General features: G+C 36.3%; 16 protein-coding genes. 14 read left to right on the forward strand and 2 right to left on the reverse strand.

What is annotated here, in order from left to right:
- Positions 1–6: 6 nt before the first annotated feature.
- The 8 genes from smc to IGJ23_RS00605 all read left to right on the forward strand — a co-directional run bounded on the left by smc (position 7) and on the right by IGJ23_RS00605 (position 12,904).
- A complete protein-coding gene (gene smc, locus IGJ23_RS00570; protein WP_438774514.1) occupies positions 7–3,585 on the forward strand; it encodes a chromosome segregation protein SMC in 3,579 nt (1,192 codons plus the stop codon).
- 8 nt (positions 3,586–3,593) lie between these two features.
- A complete protein-coding gene (locus IGJ23_RS00575; protein ID WP_063626406.1) occupies positions 3,594–4,403 on the forward strand; it encodes a Cof-type HAD-IIB family hydrolase in 810 nt (269 codons plus the stop codon).
- 10 nt (positions 4,404–4,413) lie between these two features.
- Positions 4,414–5,415, forward strand: coding sequence for a signal recognition particle-docking protein FtsY (gene ftsY, locus IGJ23_RS00580; RefSeq protein ID WP_010720411.1), 1,002 nt, complete (start codon positions 4,414–4,416; stop codon positions 5,413–5,415).
- A 261-nt stretch (positions 5,416–5,676) separates the two neighbouring features.
- Entirely contained in the window at positions 5,677–7,956 is a 2,280-nt protein-coding gene (gene gshAB / locus IGJ23_RS00585) for a bifunctional glutamate--cysteine ligase GshA/glutathione synthetase GshB (RefSeq protein ID WP_438774515.1), read from the forward strand.
- A 315-nt stretch (positions 7,957–8,271) separates the two neighbouring features.
- The gene (locus IGJ23_RS00590; protein ID WP_181914749.1) at positions 8,272–8,985 is read left to right on the forward strand and encodes a hypothetical protein; all 714 of its coding nucleotides are present in this window, start codon (positions 8,272–8,274) and stop codon (positions 8,983–8,985) included.
- A gap of 109 nt (positions 8,986–9,094) precedes the next feature.
- Positions 9,095–10,108: a DUF3324 domain-containing protein gene (locus IGJ23_RS00595; RefSeq protein ID WP_063627681.1), complete on the forward strand. Its 1,014-nt coding sequence runs from the start codon at positions 9,095–9,097 to the stop codon at positions 10,106–10,108.
- Between the two features lie 151 nt (positions 10,109–10,259).
- Positions 10,260–10,466, forward strand: a complete 207-nt coding sequence (locus IGJ23_RS00600; protein WP_034698647.1) for a hypothetical protein — start codon at positions 10,260–10,262, stop codon at positions 10,464–10,466.
- 20 nt (positions 10,467–10,486) lie between these two features.
- The gene (locus IGJ23_RS00605; RefSeq protein ID WP_063626409.1) at positions 10,487–12,904 is read left to right on the forward strand and encodes a BspA family leucine-rich repeat surface protein; all 2,418 of its coding nucleotides are present in this window, start codon (positions 10,487–10,489) and stop codon (positions 12,902–12,904) included.
- A 219-nt stretch (positions 12,905–13,123) separates the two neighbouring features.
- Here the strand turns inward: IGJ23_RS00605 and IGJ23_RS00610 are convergent, their stop codons facing one another.
- On the reverse strand, positions 13,124–13,570 hold the full coding sequence (locus tag IGJ23_RS00610) for a YueI family protein (protein WP_010720405.1): 447 nt from the start codon (positions 13,568–13,570) through the stop codon (positions 13,124–13,126).
- Positions 13,571–13,715: 145 nt separating this feature from the next.
- On the opposite strand from IGJ23_RS00610, the gene IGJ23_RS00615 reads away from it, so the two are divergent.
- From IGJ23_RS00615 to IGJ23_RS00635, 5 genes are all read left to right on the forward strand, one after another.
- Entirely contained in the window at positions 13,716–14,666 is a 951-nt protein-coding gene (locus IGJ23_RS00615) for an ABC transporter permease (protein WP_010736816.1), read from the forward strand.
- Positions 14,659–15,615, forward strand: a complete 957-nt coding sequence (locus IGJ23_RS00620; protein WP_178286973.1) for an iron chelate uptake ABC transporter family permease subunit — start codon at positions 14,659–14,661, stop codon at positions 15,613–15,615. Before IGJ23_RS00615 ends, IGJ23_RS00620 begins: the two co-directional genes overlap by 8 nt.
- Complete coding sequence (locus tag IGJ23_RS00625; protein WP_096709751.1) at positions 15,612–16,367, forward strand: iron ABC transporter ATP-binding protein; 756 nt, start codon at positions 15,612–15,614, stop codon at positions 16,365–16,367. Before IGJ23_RS00620 ends, IGJ23_RS00625 begins: the two co-directional genes overlap by 4 nt.
- Positions 16,368–16,388: 21 nt before the next feature.
- On the forward strand, positions 16,389–17,342 hold the full coding sequence (locus IGJ23_RS00630) for a siderophore ABC transporter substrate-binding protein (protein WP_178286969.1): 954 nt from the start codon (positions 16,389–16,391) through the stop codon (positions 17,340–17,342).
- A gap of 276 nt (positions 17,343–17,618) precedes the next feature.
- A complete protein-coding gene (locus tag IGJ23_RS00635; protein WP_438774516.1) occupies positions 17,619–18,824 on the forward strand; it encodes a hypothetical protein in 1,206 nt (401 codons plus the stop codon).
- A gap of 326 nt (positions 18,825–19,150) precedes the next feature.
- Here IGJ23_RS00635 and IGJ23_RS00640 read toward each other — a convergent pair whose 3' ends face one another.
- Positions 19,151–19,447 carry a hypothetical protein gene (locus tag IGJ23_RS00640; RefSeq protein ID WP_010736821.1) on the reverse strand — a complete coding sequence of 99 codons (297 nt, stop codon included), beginning with the start codon at positions 19,445–19,447 and terminating at the stop codon, positions 19,151–19,153.
- 237 nt (positions 19,448–19,684) lie between these two features.
- Here IGJ23_RS00640 and IGJ23_RS00645 point away from each other — a divergent pair, with 237 nt between their 5' ends.
- Positions 19,685–20,254, forward strand: coding sequence for a GNAT family N-acetyltransferase (locus IGJ23_RS00645; RefSeq protein ID WP_010720398.1), 570 nt, complete (start codon positions 19,685–19,687; stop codon positions 20,252–20,254).
- The last annotated feature ends 11 nt before the right edge of the window (positions 20,255–20,265 follow it).

The following is a 20,265-nucleotide window of genomic DNA, read 5'->3' on the forward strand; positions in this document are numbered from 1 at the left end:
CGCTTCGTGTATTTAAAACGAATTGAAATAGCTGGATTTAAATCCTTTGCAGATAAAACAGTGATTGATTTTGAAAATAGTGTGACAGCCGTCGTTGGACCAAATGGGAGTGGCAAAAGTAATATCACTGAAGCAATCCGCTGGGTTTTAGGCGAGCAATCTGCTAAGAGCCTTCGAGGTGGGAAAATGCCCGATATTATTTTCGCTGGTTCAGACTCTCGTAAGCCTTTGAATGTGGCAGAAGTTACAGTACTTTTGGATAATACCGATCATTATTTACCATTGGATTATCAAGAAATCAGCGTGACTCGTCGCTATCGACGAACAGGCGAAAGTGATTTTTTTATCAATAAACAACCTTGTCGATTGAAAGACATCCAAGAACTGTTCTTAGATTCAGGTTTAGGAAAAGAATCGTTTTCGATCATTTCACAAGGGAAAGTAGAAGCAATTTTTAGTAGTAAGCCAGAAGACCGTCGGGGAATATTTGAAGAAGCAGCAGGTGTATTAAAATATAAACAACGCAAGAAAAAAGCGGAACAAAAGTTATTTGAAACAGAAGATAATCTTAGTCGAGTGCAAGACATTATTTACGAGTTGCAAGAGCAATTAACACCTCTAGCTGAGCAAAGTGAAATCGCTAAGAAATTTTTGCAGTTAAAAGAAGAATTAACCCAAACGGATATAGCGTTGATGATTACAGAGATCAACGTAGCGAAAAAAGAGTGGGAAGAAAAACAAACTCAGCTGACACAATTCAATCAAGAGCTGACAAAATTAGCGACACATATCCAATCGCAAGAAGCTGTGCTATCAGAAAAAAGAAAGCAAAACGCCAAAAAAGACCGTCAAATTGAAAAAGGGCAACAAAGTCTGTTGGCATTGTCTGAAAGATTAAAACAAGCAGAAGGGCAAAAAGATGTTTTAATAGAGCGGACAAAGCATACACAAAAGAGTACGCAAGAATATCAGGCTTCTTTGGCCGAGGCGCAAAAGAAAGTAGCGCATTTTGAGGAACTTCAGGAAAAATTGACAAAAGAAACAACTGAAAAAGAAACAGAAATCCAAGAAGCACAACAACAGTTGATGAAGACACAACAAGAATTGGAAAAATATCAAAAATCAACGAAGGAATTATTATCTGAATTACGAGATCAATATGTTGATTTGATGCAAGAACAAGCGAATGTCGGAAATGAATTGAAATATCTTGAACGTCAATATTTACAAGAAACGTCCAAAAGTAAACAAACATTAGCGAAGCAATCAGAAGTAGAAGCCTCTGTCTTGGCGTTATCCTCTCAAAAACAGGAACTATCTGAAAAACAAGCAAATCTTCAACAAGCTTTAGTTAAGAACCAACATGAGTTGGAAGAAGTTCAAACAAAAGGGAAAACAGTACAAACTAAATTAACCAATGAACAACCTAAAATGTACCAATTGATGAACCAAGTCCAACAATTAAAGGCACGCCAAAAAAGTTTACAAGAAATCCAAGAAAACTATTTTGGTTTCTACCAGGGCGTTCGGTTAGTTTTACAACATAAACAACAATTATCTGGTATCGTAGGTGCAGTCGCTGAGTTGATTGATGTACCTAGCTCTTTTACACTTGCAATCGAAACAGCTCTAGGCGGAGCAGCGCAACACGTCATTGTTGAAAACGAACACGATGCACGTCAAGCAATCACTTATTTGAAAAAGCAAAGAGGGGGTAGAGCGACCTTTTTACCGTTAACAACGATTAAACCTAGACAGTTACCTGCGCACGTTCTTTCGCAAGCAGCAGCGGTAGATGGGTTTTTAGGTATCGCAAGTGAACAGGTGACATTCCCTACAGAAATTCAAACCGTGGTCCACAATTTATTGGGAACGATCTTATTAGCGAAGGATCTAACTAGTGCCAATGCTATTGCTCAGACCATACGATACCAATACCGAGTAGTGTCTCTGGAAGGAGACGTGATGAATGCTGGTGGTTCCATGACGGGTGGAGCAAATAAACGGGGAAATCAAGGCAGTCTCTTCTCTCAAAATCAAGAATTGAAACAGCTGACAGCTGAATATGAACAAGCAGATCAGCAGTTGCAAAATCAAGAAAAAATTGTTCAAGAACTGCAAACCAAAGTCGCTGACTTGAGCCAAAAACAAGAAAAATTGCGTACGCAAAATGAACAATTGCGGTTTGAAGAGCAGGAAATAACGAATCAACTGCAAAATATCACGAATGACTTAGCACGCTTTGAAAAAGAAAAGCAACTCTCAAACTTTGAAACGAGAGAATTGCAACAATTCATCGAAACATATCAAAAACAACAAGCAGAGTTAACGGCAAGACAAAAGGAAATCGAACAACAACGACAACAAATCGATGAAGAGATCAAATCACTGAACCAAGAAAGTGATCAAATGGAAGAAAAACGATCACAAGTCCAAGCACGAAAAGCACAGGAACAAGCAGATTTAGCTGTCTTGAAAGAGCAATTCAATCATTTACAGATCCAATTACGTGGAGCACGTGTTCAAAAAAATGAAGCACTTGAACGTCAGACAAGTTTAGAGCAACAATTAGCAACATTGACTGCAGATTTTTCTGATCATGAAATCACTGAAGAAAGTTTAGCGAGCCAAATCACGGAACTTGCGCAACAGCGTGAAGAACTGCAAGCAGAACTAGTGGCAGTGAAGGAACAACGAGAACGTACGCAAAAAGAAATCGATCAGCTTGAAACAGTACTTGCTGAAAAAAACCAACAACAAAAGCAACAGCTAACAGAACAATCGAAACTGGAAGTGCAAAAAGACCGTGCAGAAATGTTGTTGGATCATCAGCTGAGCTATTTGCAAACGGAATACCAAATCAGCTTTGAAAAAGCTGTCACTGATTACCAGCCAACTTCCGATATTGTAAGTAGTCGCACGAAAGTAGCAGTCTTAAAAGAGCAGATCGCAGACCTTGGACCAGTGAATATCCGTTCGATTGAGCAATTTGAGCAAGTGAATGAACGACATACGTTTTTAGCCACACAACGTGATGATTTGTTATCTGCAAAGAACCAATTGTTTGAAACAATGGAAGAAATGGATGCTGAAGTACGGGCTCGCTTTAAAGAAGTCTTTGAAGCAATCAGGCAAGAGTTTAAAGTAGTCTTTCCTAATATGTTTGGTGGCGGTCGCGCAGAATTGGTATTGACTGACCCATCGGATCTATTAAAAACAGGGATCGAAATCGAAGTGCAACCACCGGGCAAGAAATTACAAAGTCTGAGCTTGCTTTCTGGCGGAGAAAGAGCATTAACTGCTATCGCCTTGCTGTTTTCAATCATCCGAGTTTGTCCTGTTCCATTTTGTATTTTAGACGAAGTAGAAGCTGCGTTAGATGAAGCAAATGTGAAAAGATTCGGACGTTATTTAAGTGATTTCCAAGATGACACTCAATTCATCGTGGTCACACACCGAAAAGGTACCATGGTAGCTGCCGATGTTTTATATGGAGTAACCATGCAAGAATCAGGTGTTTCAAAAATTGTGTCTGTCCGTATGGAAGATATCAATGAAGAAGGAAAAATGGAAACGAAGGTGTAAGGAAATAAATGATTAAATTAATTGCGATCGACTTAGACGGTACATTATTGAATGAAGAAAAACAAATTTCAGATGAGAATAAGCAAGCTTTAGCGAAAGCAAAAGAAAAAGGTGTTAAGATCGTTTTATGTACTGGTCGTCCCTTAGCAGCAATGGCTCATTATTTGCAAGAGTTAGGATTAGTGGACGAAGGGGATTATAGCATCACCTTCAATGGTGGTCTTGTTCAAAAAAATGATACAGGAGAAATCATTGAGAAAAAAGTGATGGAAGTTGCTGATATCCATCGTTTATATGATCTTGCGCAAAAATTGGCATTGCCCTTAGATGTATTATCAGATCATGTGGTTTTACAATTACCGACTGCACCAGGGAAGAAATCTTTATACAACACATTAAATAAATTATTGCAGTTTCAACCGGCAAATTTAGCAGATCTGACAGACGAGTTTGTGTTGAATAAAGCAGTTATTGCCTATCCGCAAGCGGAATTAGATCCTAAGATCAAAGAAATACCAGCCGAATTTCATGAACGTTATGAAATCATCAAGACCCGCAGTATGCTTTTAGAATTTATGCCAAAAGGTGTGACAAAAGCTTATGGTATTTCTTTACTAGCAAAAGATTTAGGTTTAGAACCAGCTGAGATCATGGCAATTGGGGATGAAGAAAACGATTTGCCGATGATTGAATACGCTGGAATGGGTGTTGCCATGGCAAATGCCGTCCCATTTGTTAAAGAAGCAGCGAATTATGTTACGTCAAGTAACTTAGAACATGGTGTAGCCAAAGTTATCGAAAAATTTGTTTTAGATTAGGGGGGATCGTATGGGCTTTTTTGATAAAATCAAGCGTGCTTTTACTGGTGAACAACAAGAACCAGAAGAAGTCGAAGTACAAGAGAAATATGATAAAGGGTTAGAAAAAACCAGAAAAACATTTGGCGAACGAATGAATGAATTGTTTGCTAATTTTCGGACAGTAGACGAAGACTTTTTTGAAGAATTAGAAGAAACACTGATTGGTGCGGATGTTGGGTTTGATACGGCTATTCAGATTTCTGAAGCGTTGCGTCAAGAAGTAAAACTGAGAAACGCAAAGAAACCAGCTGAGATCCAAAATGCAATCATTGAAAAATTAGTGGATTTATATGAACAAGAAGGAATCAACGAAGTTAATGAATTAAATCTACAAGAAGAAGGATTAACAGTTATTTTGTTTGTCGGGGTAAACGGTGTTGGAAAAACAACCAGTATCGGAAAACTAGCCCACCAATACAAAAATGAAGGGAAAAAAGTGCTGCTGGCAGCAGCCGATACTTTCCGAGCAGGTGCGATTGACCAATTAGTGGTTTGGGGCGAACGTGCTGGTGTCGAAGTGGTTCGGGGAAATGCTGGTGGCGACCCAGCAGCAGTTGTGTATGATGCGATGGAACGTGCGAAAAGTGAACAGGCAGATGTGTTGTTAGTAGATACAGCTGGACGTTTACAAAACAAAGTCAACTTGATGAATGAGTTGGAAAAAATCAAACGTGTCATTCAACGAGAATTACCAGATGCACCTCATGAAACATTACTTGTACTAGATGCGACTACTGGTCAAAATGCAATGGTACAAGCAAAACAATTTAAAGAAACAACTGATGTCACTGGGCTCGTTTTAACCAAACTAGATGGTACAGCCAAAGGTGGGATCGTGTTAGCCATCCGTAATGAACTTCACTTACCGGTGAAATTGGTAGGGCTTGGCGAAGGAATCGATGATCTTGAACCATTTGAACCTAATGATTTTGTTATTGGTTTATTTAAAGGATTGTTGAAAGAAGAGTAAGCAGTTATTCTTTTTATCAGCAAGAAGAGCATTTAGCTAAAAAATTGAATCTTTTTAGCTAGATGCTTTTTCTTATAGAAAGGTAACGGTAATTCTACATATAATGATGGTATTAGTAAGGTATGGGAGTGAACCAACCCAACCGACGAAGTAAGCGTACATAAAATTGGACAGGCTTTTTTTATATTTTGAAACAATTTCATTCTTTTTCTGGCTATTTTTTACTATAATTAGAGGCATACGAACTGGAGGATAATCAACATGAATTTTAAACAATTACTAAAACATCCTAGTTCACGTCCATTTATCGATCAAGCACGTTTTGGTGTGGAACGAGAAGGACAGCGAGTGAACCTTACAGGAGATCTAACACGTACTGATCATCCAAGTGTTTTTGGCGATCGTACGTTTCATCCATATATACAGACAGACTTTAGTGAAACACAAATTGAATTAATTACACCAGTCACCGATTCGATCCATGAGCTTTTCCAATATATGTCAGCCATTTATGATGTTGCTGCTCGCTCAATTCCTGAAAATGAAATGATCTGGCCTTTAAGTATGCCACCAGCATTGCCAGCAAAAGATGAAGACATCATGATTGCAAAATTAGCAAATTTTGAAGATGTGTTATATCGCCGCTATTTAGCTAAAGAATATGGGAAAAGAAAGCAAATGGTTAGTGGTATCCATTTTAATTTTGAATTTGGAGATGATTTGCTTCGATCGTTGTTTGTGCAACAAACAGAGTTTTCGGAGTTTGCTGCTTTTAAAACAGAGCTATATTTGAAAACTGCGCGCAATTTTCTGCGCTATCGGTGGTTGATTACCTATTTTTATGGGGCATCACCATTAAGTGAAGCAAACTATTTCATTGATAAACCAGCTCCTAATGAGCCAGTTCGAAGTATTCGGAATAGTTCGTATGGTTATACGAATCATCCAAATGTCAAAGTTTCGTATGCTTCAATGGAGCAATATTTGTTCGACATTGAAAAGATGGTTGAAGAAGGAAAACTATCAGAAGAAAAAGAATTTTATACGCCACTTCGTTTTCGTGGTGGTAAACGGGTAGCAGATTTAGCTAAAACGGGTGTGCGTTATATCGAATTAAGAAATATCGATTTAAATCCCAATGCACGTTTAGGAATTGATCAAGAACAAGTTCGTTTCTTACAGTTATTTTTAACTTATATGTTATGGACGGAAGAAAAAGAAGCAGCTGATCAATGGGTAGAAGAAGGAACTAGAAAAAATGAAATCGTCTCTCTTGAACATCCTCTAAATCAAACCGAGTTTATCGAGGAAGGCCGTTATCTTTTAACTGATATGAAGAAAATGGCGCTCGAACTTGAGCAACTAGAGGCACTACCATTGATTGAAAAAATGTTAGAAGAACTGGAACGTCCAAGTGAAACACTAGCAGGAACAATCTATCAAGCAGCAAAAGAAAGTAGTCAACATCAGTTTGCTACCTCTTTGGGTCTTTCTTACTATCAAAAAGCGCATGAACGTCCGTATCAACTCGCAGGATTTAGAGAGATGGAGTTGTCTACGCAAATCTTGTTATTTGATGCGATCCAAAAAGGTATTGAAGTGAAAGTGATTGACGAATCTGATCAATTTTTGCGGTTACAGCATCACGATCATATTGAATACGTGAAAAATGCAAATATGACAAGTAAAGATAGCTATATCGTTCCCTTGATCATGGAAAATAAAACGGTCACTAAAAAAGTCTTGAGAGAAGCCGGCTATCGTGTGCCAAACGGAGCCGAGTTTACGACAATGGAGGAAGCAGTCAAAGCCTATCCAAGATTCGCAAACAAAGCATTTGTCATTAAACCTAAATCAACGAACTATGGACTAGGCATCACGATTTTTAAAGATGGTGCTGATTTAGAGGACTATCAAGCAGGACTTGCGATTGCCTTTAGCGAAGATCGTTCGATTTTAGTAGAAGAATTTATGCCAGGCACGGAATATCGCTTCTTTGTGATTGATGGTAGAGTCAAAGCAATCATGCTTCGTAAACCTGCTAATGTCGTTGGAGATGGACAACGTACAGTTGCTGAATTGGTCGCTGAAAAGAATCTTGATCCTTTAAGAGGCACAAATCATCGAGCACCTTTAGAGCTAATTCAATTAGGAGAATTAGAGCAACTGATGTTAAAAGAACAAGGGCTTACCGTTTCTTCTGTTCCCCAGAAAGATCAGGTTGTTTATCTACGAGAAAATTCTAATATTAGTACAGGTGGCGATTCGATTGATGTCACAGACGAATTTTCTGAAAGTTATAAGCAGATAGCTGTTTCTGCAGTTGAAGCTTTAGGCGCAAAAATTAGTGGAATCGATTTGATTATTCCGGACAAAGAGGTAGCACCGGAAAACAGCGCTACTGCTTATGGGATTATCGAAGCTAACTTTAATCCAGCGATGCATATGCACGTGTACCCATTTGCAGGTAAAGGGAGAAGATTGACTTTAGATGTATTGAATTTATTGTATCCTGAACTTAATATCCTGACTCAAAATTAATCACATTATGGCAAAACTCACTAGCTAAAAAATAACCTATAGAATCCAGAAAATAAGGGTGTTATTTTCTGGATTCTATGGGTTTTTTTTTATGCATCGGGTTGCTAAGTACACGATTTATTTTTAAAAGTCATATGTAAAAAGTTAGTGTCATCTGTTTTTCTTAGTGATTTGTTTTTTAATTTTTTTAAGAATAAGTGTGAAATCAAAAAAAAACAAAAAAAAACTGAATCTAGTTTAATGATACGCTTTTTTTGTTCAATCAGGACAGTATAAAAATACCCAATGTGTGAAAAAAGAAAGTGAGTGAAATAAATGAAAAAAAGTACTTTTTTAATCAGCACTGGCTTGTTGGCTTCTTTTTTATTAATTAATAATCCAAGGGTATACGCAGCAAGCACAACTACGACTCCGAGTCCAGCAACAGCTGAAACACCGATCAGTGCGCCACTTGAATTACCAACGAATGGTGGGAGTAATCCAACGCCACCAAGTAATACGAAAGATCCTGCCAGCTCATCTGATCCAGGGAATAAATCAAATAATCCTACGGTTGCTTTTGGGATTGCTTATGAACCAGGTACTTTTACAATCCCGTCAACAAAATTATTGGAAACTGGCTCTCAGACGATCCCTGTGACCATGCCACAAAATTCTGGCACATTTGATGTCGGGGTCAAAGACAAAACTCGGGAAACTATGGGATGGTCTTTAAAAGCACAAGTTGTTTGGGATAATGGAGAAAAAGGAATGTCGATTCAAACTGCCCATACTGGAACTAATGCGAAGGTCAATACTGGAAATGGTCAGTTAGTGGACGCTCCAGCTGGTTCAGTTACTGCTGTGCCAAATGTTGAGATTACATCAGATGCTCAAGTTTTATTGATGTCAGGAACACAGGGATTTGTGCATAATGACACCTATGATTATGGATTAGGACAAGTGTCTCTTAAAATAGCAAATACAAAAACTACGCCAGCAGGGACACATACAGGACATGTCGAATGGAATCTATCGGTTGCTCCATAATTACCTTAAGAAGGGAAAGGACTTACTCTTTTCCTTTTTTTGATTATTGGCAGACCAAGCTTTTGATCAAAGAGCTGCTGATAATCAAAAAAAGGAAGGAAGAACGGTATTGTTAAAAAAAGTGCAATCAATCATCTTATTTCTTATGTTTATGTTTATTGGTACGTTGGATGTTCAAGCAGAAGAAATAATGGGAGGCTATACGATCGAACGTATTCCCAATATACATCAAATTGATACTAATTTAGGCTATTTTTATCTATGTGAGCAACCAGGTACACAAGATCAATTGGGTGTTAAATTGATCAATAGTTCAAATCAGGAGAAACTATTAACGATTAAAGTTACAAACGCAAATACCAATGTGAATGGTTTGTTAGATTATACAGGTACGATAAAAGACAACAAAGATTTGAAATTACCATTGACTTCGATCGTCAAAGCGACACAGTCAGAAGTCAAAGTACCAGCAAAGAGTGAAGTAAAGACCTCTCTTACGGTTACATTACCCAAAGAAAAATTTCCCGGTGTGGTCGTCGGAGGAATCGTGGTTTCTGAGAAAGCTGAAAAAACACCAAAAGACCAGAAAAAAGAAGTATCAATCGAAAATACGTATAACTACACATTAGGAGTAGTTTTAACCAACAATGCAAAAACCAAAATGAATCAACCTATTTCTGTTACTTTAGAAAAAGTCGCTCCGATTTTATCAAATGGAAGAAAAATCATTCAAGCAGATATTTTAAATCCTAACCCTTATATATTTGATCAAGCAACTGTTGCAGGTAAAATTCTTGAAAAAAATACAGATAAAGTCATCAAAGAGCAACAAAAAACAAATGTAAATATTGCACCTTATTCAGTCTATCCTTTTCAATTTGATTGGAAAAAGGATGAACTAAAAGCAGGGACATATGTTTTTACTGGTTCAGTTAAGGCAGGTGGCAAGGAATGGTTATTTAGCAAAGAATTTACGATCAATCCAACAACGGCTAATGATATCAATGAACAGTCGCTTTATCACGTTGTTGTTCCTCAATGGCTCCAAATTAGTTGGATCATTCTCTTTTTAGTCAATGTAGCTGGCATCAGTTATCTCATTATAAGATATAAGAAAAATTAATGAGTACTCATTCTATTTTTCGTTTATATCCATTTTTAGAAAAAATAGGAGTATGAATGATTTACTTTATGAACAGAAATAACATACTTTCAAAGGAGGAATCAAATAAGTATAAGTCTTATATTTATTTGATTGGAAGGAGTGAACAATTATGTATACGATACCGATTTTTATTATTTCAACGGGTATTCTCTTCATGGGCTTAGCCATTTACCTATTTTTAATGAATTATAAAAGAGTGATTATAGGAGAAGAAAATAAAACGATTCTTTATCTTAATACACTAATTCTTATTACTTCAATTTGTTTCATCTTATTAGGTATTGGTTACTTTTTCGTTGTGGCGAAACAATTATAAGTGAAGAGGAGCTGACTGATTTGAGAAAAATAAAATATGTTTCGATCATGATGATTTTGTTAGGAAATATGGTTTATTATGGACAATCAGGCTTTGCAGATAGCCAAACAGAGCAAACAGCGACTGCCGTTGAAAACAACGACTTGAAGCAAGTAGTAGAATCGCCAACGGGAGGAATTCATCAGGGAGTCTATCAACACATCAACTATCTATTGAATGATTCAGAACTAACGCTGTCAGGATTGTCAGACAATACCCAAGTCCCAGCCATCGTGATTAATTCTTCATTTTTAGATGCTATTCAACCAAATATAAAAAAACTAATCTTATCTCCACAATTTTTGAGAGATATCAACAAAAATGAAGTGCATTCTTTGACGGTATCTGCTGATCTTCCTTTCGCCCCTTGTATTGCTAGTGATCAGGGAAATAGTGTCAACTTGTCACAAGTATTTTTTAGAAATCAAACACTTAGAAATGTTGATTTTGGGCAGACTGATTTTAGTCAAGTGACTAATACAAGTGAAATGTTTAAAAACTGTGCGCAATTACAATCTGTAAAGATCAACAAACTTGATGCGACTAATCTATCAGGTATGTTTATGAATTGTCCGAATTTAACACAAGTGACAATCTTAGAAAATGAAATGCCAGAAGATTTGAGTGATATGTTTAATGATTGTCCACAGTTAACAAAAATTGAGGGAATCAACAATTGGAAGACAACCATGATTAAAAGTGTCAAAGGATTCGTCACTAATTGTCACGCATTAAAAAATTTAGATTTAAGTCATTGGCCAGTTTCATTGCAGAATCAATTGCAAGAACAACTAGCAAACAGTGTCATTTTAAAAGACCTAATGAATGAACATTCTATTGAGGGAAGTTATGTAGCGACATCGCCTGTAGATCAAATAACTTCCTCTGTTACAGCAGCAACCGGTACTGTATCGGAATGGCAATATCAGTTGACGCCACAAAAGGATCGTTATCTTTTAACGAAATACATTGGAAAGAGCCAAGAAATCGTTGTGCCTACAGTAATCAATGGAAAGCCGACTATTTTGAACAATATCAACACTGCAGTTTTCCCTAATTATAAATCGATTACCAGTTTTAAAATTGCTTCGGGGAATAAAGTACCAATTCAAACGACAGATTTAAGACATGCTTTTCAATTTTGGTCGAATTTAAAGGAAGTAGATTTGACGGGATTGGATGTTAGTACAGTGACAAACACAGGAGCGATGTTTGCTAATGATCCCCTTTTAACTAAAGCAAATCTGAGTGGTTGGGATACTTCCCATATTATAGATATGAATTATATGTTCAATGCAGATCGAAAATTACAAGAATTAGAACTAGCAAATTGGGATGTTCGTCAAGTAGTAAATATGGATCATATGTTTTCTTATTTATCTAGTGTAAAAAAATTAGATTTGAGCTCTTTTCAAACCGAAAAAGTAAAGATTATGAACAGCATGTTTCTTGGCATGAATGAGTTAAACTTATTAGATTTAAGACAATTTGATCTGACGAATGTCACTGATACTACTAATATCTTTACTACAGACAACAAGACTCCACTATTAGTTATTGCCAAAGATAATAAACTATTGAATTATAATTATCTTTCAAATAATCGGATAATCGCTGGTCCTACTTTTGATGCCAACGGGGGAACGTTTGAAGATAATAGTATAACAAAACACTATTTCCAATCTGTTGCGGTTTCTCCTACCGATCCTAAACTACAAATGGCAACACTTGATCAATTCAAAGCTACTCTAGTCGCTGAGAAACCAAATAGCATTTTTATCGGCTGGAACATAAAAGAAGGGGGCAGTGGAAATCAGGTGACAGACTTACTCAATACGACTTATCAAGCCATCTGGTCACCATTACCAGAAATGCCATCTCCTTCAGACAATATGAGACCGGGAACAACAAGTTCATTTGGACTTTCTTATATCCCTAAGAAATTTAGCTTTCTTGAAACACCATTAAAAGAATCAGGAGAGCAATATATTCCATTTATTAAACAAACTTCTTTTGATGTCGGTGTATGTGATGAGAGTCAAACTAATAATAGTTGGTCACTACAAGCGCAACTTGTTTGGGATAGCGCTCAGGAGATTCCAACAAGCTCGATCGTCCTAACTAACCAAGGTATCGTGAAGAAAAATATCAATGATGGAAATGCGCCATTTAATCCTAGTACGGACTTGGTTGATTGTGGTAGTGAAGTCCAAGGTACTATTTCACCAGAAATAAAAACGGATAGCCCAACCGTTATAATGAAAGCTACTCAAGCAATTCATACCTCTGTCTATAATTATGATTTAGGAAATGTCTCGCTCAAAATCACTGATGCAAAGGTAGCACAACCCGGAAATTATACGGGGCACGTTGAATGGAATTTAGTTAATGCCCCTTAAAATTGATTGAATAGTTATGAAGATCAAAAGAAATTAGCTATGGGATAACATAGGTGAAAGATTTTTTACTGAATGAGGTATGTTGTAGATTGAAAATAGTGTTCAACGCCAAAAAAAGAGAAGATACTTAAATTGCTTGTCAATTTTAGTATCTTCTCTTTTTTAGAGATTGTTTTGAGTATCATGCCTTTTATGGGGAATATGACAGTCAGCATAAGCTTAAAATAGTCGTTCCCAAAAGCTTTTTTTCTTCGGCTGTTCTTTTGGAGAAAGAGACTCTTGTTTGGGATATTTCTTTTCTACATCAATGACTGGCTCGTTGACCGCTTCTTTAGCAGCGACTAATAAACCAAAGCTATTGGGATCATCAGATACATAATCATTAACGATCGTAAAGCGTACATTTTGTTTGGTAGCAAGTTGGATATATTGATTCTGGATCGTTAAAGGTAGCGAGCCATTCAGAAGAACCGTAACATCGGGTTGTTTTTCGATTTCTTTGAGAAAGTTTTCTTTGTTTATAGGATCTTTCATCTCAGCTACAGTCATACTTAAATAGCAACGTTCACGGAATGTCCCCATATATTTATGTTGTTCCTCCGGATTAACTAATGGTGTACCATACATCCCCTTATCTAAGTGGCTTTGTACATCATCTTTTGACATCAAAATATCCTCCTTTTCATTGTATAGCTAATAAAAGTATAACATACAAACAATTGAAGTTTGAAAGGAAAAAAAGCGGTTGCTTTTGTTCATCTGTTCACTTAAAATAAGAATGAGAATCATTATCAATTACAGGAGGGGTTTGATGCGCTACGGTTGGCTCATAGGGTTGTTAGGTTTACTGACTATCAGCTCATTATTTATTGGTGTCTCAACGATTCAAGTAATTGATTTGCTTCAATTCAAAGGACAAAGCACGCAATTGTTTCTTGCCACTCGTCTGCCACGAACGGTTTGCCTGATCCTTGCAGGAGCAACTAGCAGTATTTGTGGCTTGATCATGCAACATTTGACGCAAAATAAATTTGTTTCGCCTACCACAGCTGGAACGATGGATAGTGCAAGATTGGGTATTTTAGTGGTGATGCTTTTTTTACCAAATGCACCGTTGCTTTTACGTTCATTTACCGCTTTTTTGTTTGCTTTTGGTGGGACACTTTTATTTCTTTTTTTGGCACAAACGTTACCTCAAAAGAATCAACTGATGTTACCATTGATCGGTGTCATGTTAGGTAATATCATCGGCTCCATTGCCACTTTTTTTGCCTATCAATTTCAATTGATCCAAAATATGTCTTCTTGGTTACAGGGGAATTTTGCCACGATTATACGTGGAAATTATGAATTGCTTTATGTAACCGTTCCATTATTAATCGTTATTTCTTTCTTTGCTTATCGATTTACGATTGTTGGATTGGGGGAGTCATTTGCGGTCAATTTAGGGATTGACTATAAAAAAATGCAGTTACTAGGGATCGGTCTCGTTTCTTTGGCTAGTGCGATTGTTTTGATCATGGTGGGAAGTATTCCATTTTTAGGGGTAATCATTCCAAATATCACAGCTCGTTTATATGGAGATCAAGTACATAAAACAATTGGTATTACTGCATTGTTGGGAAGTGTTTTCTTACTTTTTTGTGATATCGTTGCTCGCTTGGTGATCTATCCTTACGAAATCCCAGTAAGTGTGATCGTGGGAATCTTCGGGGCTATTATTTTTCTCTATTTGTTGGTTAGGAGGAAAAAATATGCTTAAAAAAAGGGGCGTATTCATTGGACTGTTGCTTCTTGTCCTCTTAGTGATTATGAGCTATTTAACGATCAACACTTATGGAAATTGGCAATTTGCTTGGGCCTTACGGAGTAAAAAAATCGTTGCTTTTTTACTGGTTGCGTTAGCCACCAGTAGTGCCACGATCAGTTTTCAGACAATTACCCAAAATCAGTTTTTGACACCCTCAGTATTAGGACTAGATTCTCTCTATGTCTTAGTTCAAACGGTCCTTTTCTTTATCGTTGGGGGTGTGACCATGCTTCAGCAAACAGGGACTGGCTTTTTTTTGACAAATATTGCGTTAATGGTAGGTCTGAGTCAATTACTCTTTTTCTTTTTACTGAAGAGAGGGCAAACGAACTTGTTTTTGCTTTTGATGACTGGTGTCATCTTAGGGACTTTGTTCAGTAGTGTGAGTACATTTCTACAAGTGGTGATGGACCCAAACGAATATGATTTATTACAAGGAAAATTATTTGCTAGTTTTGGGAACATCCCTAGTCATTATCTAGTACCAGCAACTATATTGATTAGTGGTACATGGCTCTTTTTGTTTTATAAAAGTCGTTATTTAGATGTTTTTCATCTAGGGCAAGAGCAGGCAATCAATTTAGGAATCGATACAGAGCGATTTCAATTTTTAATCCTGTGCGGTGTCAGTCTTTTAACAGGGACAGCAACGGCATTAGTAGGACCATTAACTTTTTTAGGTTTTATTGTAGCGAATGTTAGTTATCGATTATTTGCGACTTATCGGCATCGAGAGTTGTTTTTAGGTAGTTTTTTGGTTGCGTTACTGTTTTTGGTGGGGGGACAACTGCTGGTTGAACAAATTTTTAAATGGAATACCACTGTCAGTGTCATCGTAGAATTTTCAGGAGGACTGTACTTTATGATCAAACTGATTCGAGAAAGGAAGACAATTGGATGATCGATTTAAAAAAGGTCAATAAAAGTTACCATGACAAACGGGTAGTCAAAGACGTCGATGTATCAATCCATGAACAAAGATTAACGGCTTTTATTGGTCCCAATGGTGCTGGTAAATCAACGGTTTTATCCATGATTAGTCGTTTGATTGCGAAAGATACTGGGGAAATCTATCTTGATCATAACGAAGTGAAAGCCTGGCGATCAAAAGAATTAGCTCAAAAATTAGCCATTTTACGCCAATCAAATGGCATTAGTATGCAAATCACAGTGGAAGAACTGGTAGAATTTGGGCGCTTTCCTTATACGAAAGGCAAGTTGACTACAAAAGATCAACTAATCGTGGCGGAATCTTTGCAACACTTAGGTTTAACCTCCTTAAAAAACCAGATGATTCATACGCTTTCGGGAGGGCAATTACAACGAGCTTATATAGCGATGGTGTTAGCCCAAGATACTGATTATATCTTACTTGATGAACCGTTAAATAATTTGGATATGAATTTTGCTGTTCAGATCATGCAAATTTTACAACACTTAGTTCGAGATTTAGGGAAAACGATCATTATTGTGCTTCATGATATCAATTTTGCAGCAAGCTATGCGGATGAGATCATTGCCATGAAAAATGGGGAACTGTTTATTCAAGGAGCCACCAATGAAATTATCCAAAAGAACATCTTAGATGAATTATATGAAATGGACATTCGAGTTTGCGAGATTGAAGGACGCAGATTCTGTCTTTATTTTTAAAATAGCAGAAGGAGAATCGGAATGAAAAAATTAGTTGTCAGTTTTTTATTAGTAGCAACAGTAGCGTTAGCAGCATGTGGTAGCAATGCGGGAAGTACTACGACAAATACGAAAACCAGTGGCGGAGAAGTTCAATCTTCTTTGACCGTAAAAGACAGTAATGGTGAGAAAATTGAAGTTAAACAAAAACCTCAAAAAGTCGTCGTCTTTGATAATGGTTCTTTAGATACTTTGGATGCATTAGGAGTGGGGGATAAAGTCGTTGGTGCGGCCTCTAAGAATTTACCAGACTATTTGGCAAAATATAAAGAAGTGGATTCCGCAGGCGGACTTAAAGAACCTGATTTAGAAAAAATCAACCAAATGCAACCTGATTTGATCATTATCTCAGGGAGACAAAGCGATTATCAAGAGGAATTAAACAAAATTGCGCCTACTTTATATTTAGCTGTTGATTCAAGCAAGCCATGGGAATCGATACAACAAAATGTTCAAACCTTAGGAAAGATTTTTGATCGAGAAGATCAAGCCGAGGCAGGACTTACCGATTTAACTAAAAAAATCAATGAGATAAAAGAAAAAACAAGTAATCTTGATCAAACTGCGTTAGTGACGTTAGTCAATGAAGGACAATTATCCGCCTATGGTTCAGGATCACGCTTCGGACTTGTTCATGATGTCTTTGGTTTTAAACAAGCAGATGAACATATTGAAGCTTCTACTCATGGACAAAGCGTCTCTTATGAATATGTATTAGACAAAAATCCTGGTATTCTTTTTGTGGTAGATCGTACGAAAGCGATCGGTGGCGATGACAGTAAGGATAATGTCGCTGCGAATGAGTTGATTGCACAAACGGATGCAGGTAAACATCATAAAGTGATTTCGCTACAGCCAGACGTTTGGTATCTAAGTGGTGGAGGCTTAGAATCCATGAAATTAATGATTGAAGATGTTGCTCAAGCCTTGAAATAAAGTAAAAACGAGATGGGACGATTGTTATCGGTCTCATTTTCTTTATATATAAAAAAATATTAGATTCTATAGATGGTGGAGTAATCTTTTTTATAGTCATAACGGGATGTGCTCACATTTATGTAAGCTTAGAACAACTATTTCTTTCTTGAGGAAAAAATTAATGAATATTATATCTTCAACTATGCTATATTTGTTAGCAACTCCCACTAATGAATCGAATAAAGTTTTTTAAATTATTCATCTTAATCTCTACATAGAAAGGAATTGAATTATATGGATGATTATCAACGTCGTTATGAGCTTTTAGCCCTGACCTTAGGGTTAAAACCTAATACCAACTTATACTATAGAATGGAAGATGCTGTCACAGAGCACAAGAGAGACGGTGATACTGGCACAGAGGACGAAGTGATGCTACTTTCTACCTACAAAAAAATGATTGAACAGGATACTGATGGGTTCTTTATTGATGAAAATAGGAAAGAACACATTCTTTCGTCATTAACAAAAACACTAGATTTTTGTAATGCACCAAGTACTGCTGCATCGTTACAAATACTAGAAAGTCTTAAAACAAATGATCCTACGTCATTTTTGATTGTACCACTTGCCTATCCTCTTTATGCTGGTAAAGGACATTGTTCTGGATTAATAATATATAAACAGGGAAATTGTTATGACGTAGTAATGGTTGATAAAGCGAAACAGTTTAATCATCAATTTCCTGTTGGACTTGTAACCATCTATGCTGAAAGAATAGACCAGCTTAATCATGTACTTTATTTAAGTAATAAGTTTTCTCTACCAACGATACAACCTTTCGAAGAATTAAAGAAATTAGTTCACATATCAACAAAAAAGTGTGTTTCTAGGCTTAACGTTGATATGTCACCTCAAAATGTTGGAAACTGCATTGTTAGCGAGGTAGAATCTACACTTAAAGTAGCTCTTTTTAACTGTCAAAAAAGTATTCTGTCATATTCTAATTCTAAACCAACATTGAGACCGAAATGGAACACTTGCCCTAATTCAACTTTAGAGATGAGAAAACGATTTCTTAAGGCTTTGAAAAGTAATCAACATGAACAAAATAAGTCTTTTGACTATATTTTTAACAATTATTATCTGAAGCGAAAAAATCATCCAAAAAATGTAAAATTACAACAGAAGATGATGAAATTAGAAAAAATACGAAGTCAAAGAAAAAATAATATATATAAAAAAATAAAATACATAGTTTTAAAAAGAAGATATAACAATATTTATAAAAGAAATTGGAGGCTTTATAAACGGAATAAAATTGTTGAAGAATTTAAAAAAGATTCTCGTATTGTAGGAATCAACAATGAACAAATGCCACCTTCTATACCTCAATTAAAAAAAATGGGAGATATTCTTACCTTACCTAGACAACAAAGAACTAAGCCTTCGTTACAATCATATGTTGTAAAGCAAGAGAAATACTTTTCTAGAACATAAGCTTGTTTAATAAAAGTACATTTTTTTTTAAGGAAGATTAATGGTTATGGATTTGTATATAGATATATATATTTAGAAGATTTAAATAGGAGAAAAAATGAGACTGTCAGAAAATAATCTGTCAGTCTCTCTTTTGGTTATAAAGCAAGCTATTAGTAGCATTTAGGGAAGTCTGTCTTCAACATAAATTCATTTTCGACTTCATAAGGATTAATTCTAGGTTGATGCTGGGTAAATAATCGTGTGAAAAATTTTTTTATCATCTCGTTCGCCTCCTATGGTGTTGATAAGGATACTAAACGAATCATAAATAAAACTTAACTTTTTCACATTTTCGTTTCAGCTAATGTTTGGTAATTCAGAATCTTCATTGTACGATAAAATTCAGCTGGTAAATGTGCCCACCGTTTTAACAATTGGGAAAAATAACTTTTTCCGGCTTTGATTTTATACTCACCTAGTACCAAGCCAAAAGAAGGCATTAGTTTTTTTGATAATTGTTTAAATGTCGTGAGGGCTTGTTCTTTATCCTCGTTGACAAATAAGGTTTTTACTTCAATATAAGATCCTTCAATATTTTGGGTTTCTTCAATAAAATAGATTTTTTTCGTATATTCTCTCATAGGAACTCCTCCGATATCCATTGTATTTATTGGTTATTTCAACGATAACGAAAAGATGTTAATAAAACGTGAACAAAAAATTATTCTTTTTCAAGCAATGATTAAGGATTTTTTATTTTGAACTTTCCAGTCCTTTATTTTAGGCAGGTTTAAGAATTCTTTCGACGGAAGTAGTTGAAAGTTATAACAAATTTCGCTACAGTTAAGAAAACGAAAAAGCAAAAGGTGAGGATAGCGATGGAACAATTGATCAATCGAAATTTGGTTTTTGCGCAACATCAACGTATTGAAACAGAGCGCTTGATTTTACGCCCCGTTACATTAAATGATGCAAAAGACATGTATGACTATGCTCATGATGAAGAAACGACACGGTTTGTATTTCCAACACATCAATCCGTTGAAGATACGAAAAACAGCATCGCTAATTATTTTATGTCAGCACCTTTAGGGAAGTACGGTATTGAATTAAAAGAAAATCAACAATTCATCGGGACAATTGATTTAAGAGTACAAGAAAATGAAGATAACGCAGAGATCGGATATGCACTGAATAAGAACTATTGGGGAAGAGGATTTGTTCCAGAAGCGAGTCAAGCATTGATAAAATTAGGATTTGAAGAGTTAAACTTGGTTCGGATCTTTGCTTATCACGATGCAGAAAACCCTAAGTCGGGGCGTGTAATGGAAAAACTTGGGATGAAAAAAGAAGGAATCATCCCTGATGCAAGGCGTTTCAAAGGAAAAATCGTTTCAGTTGTCTTGCGAGGATTGACACGACAAGAATGGCAAGCAGGTAGAAGTTGATAAAGGTGTAG

Origin of the sequence: Enterococcus sp. DIV1682a, assembly GCF_051711005.1 — a bacterium.
In the GTDB taxonomy this organism is placed as follows: Bacteria; Bacillota; Bacilli; order Lactobacillales; family Enterococcaceae; genus Enterococcus_B; species Enterococcus_B hirae.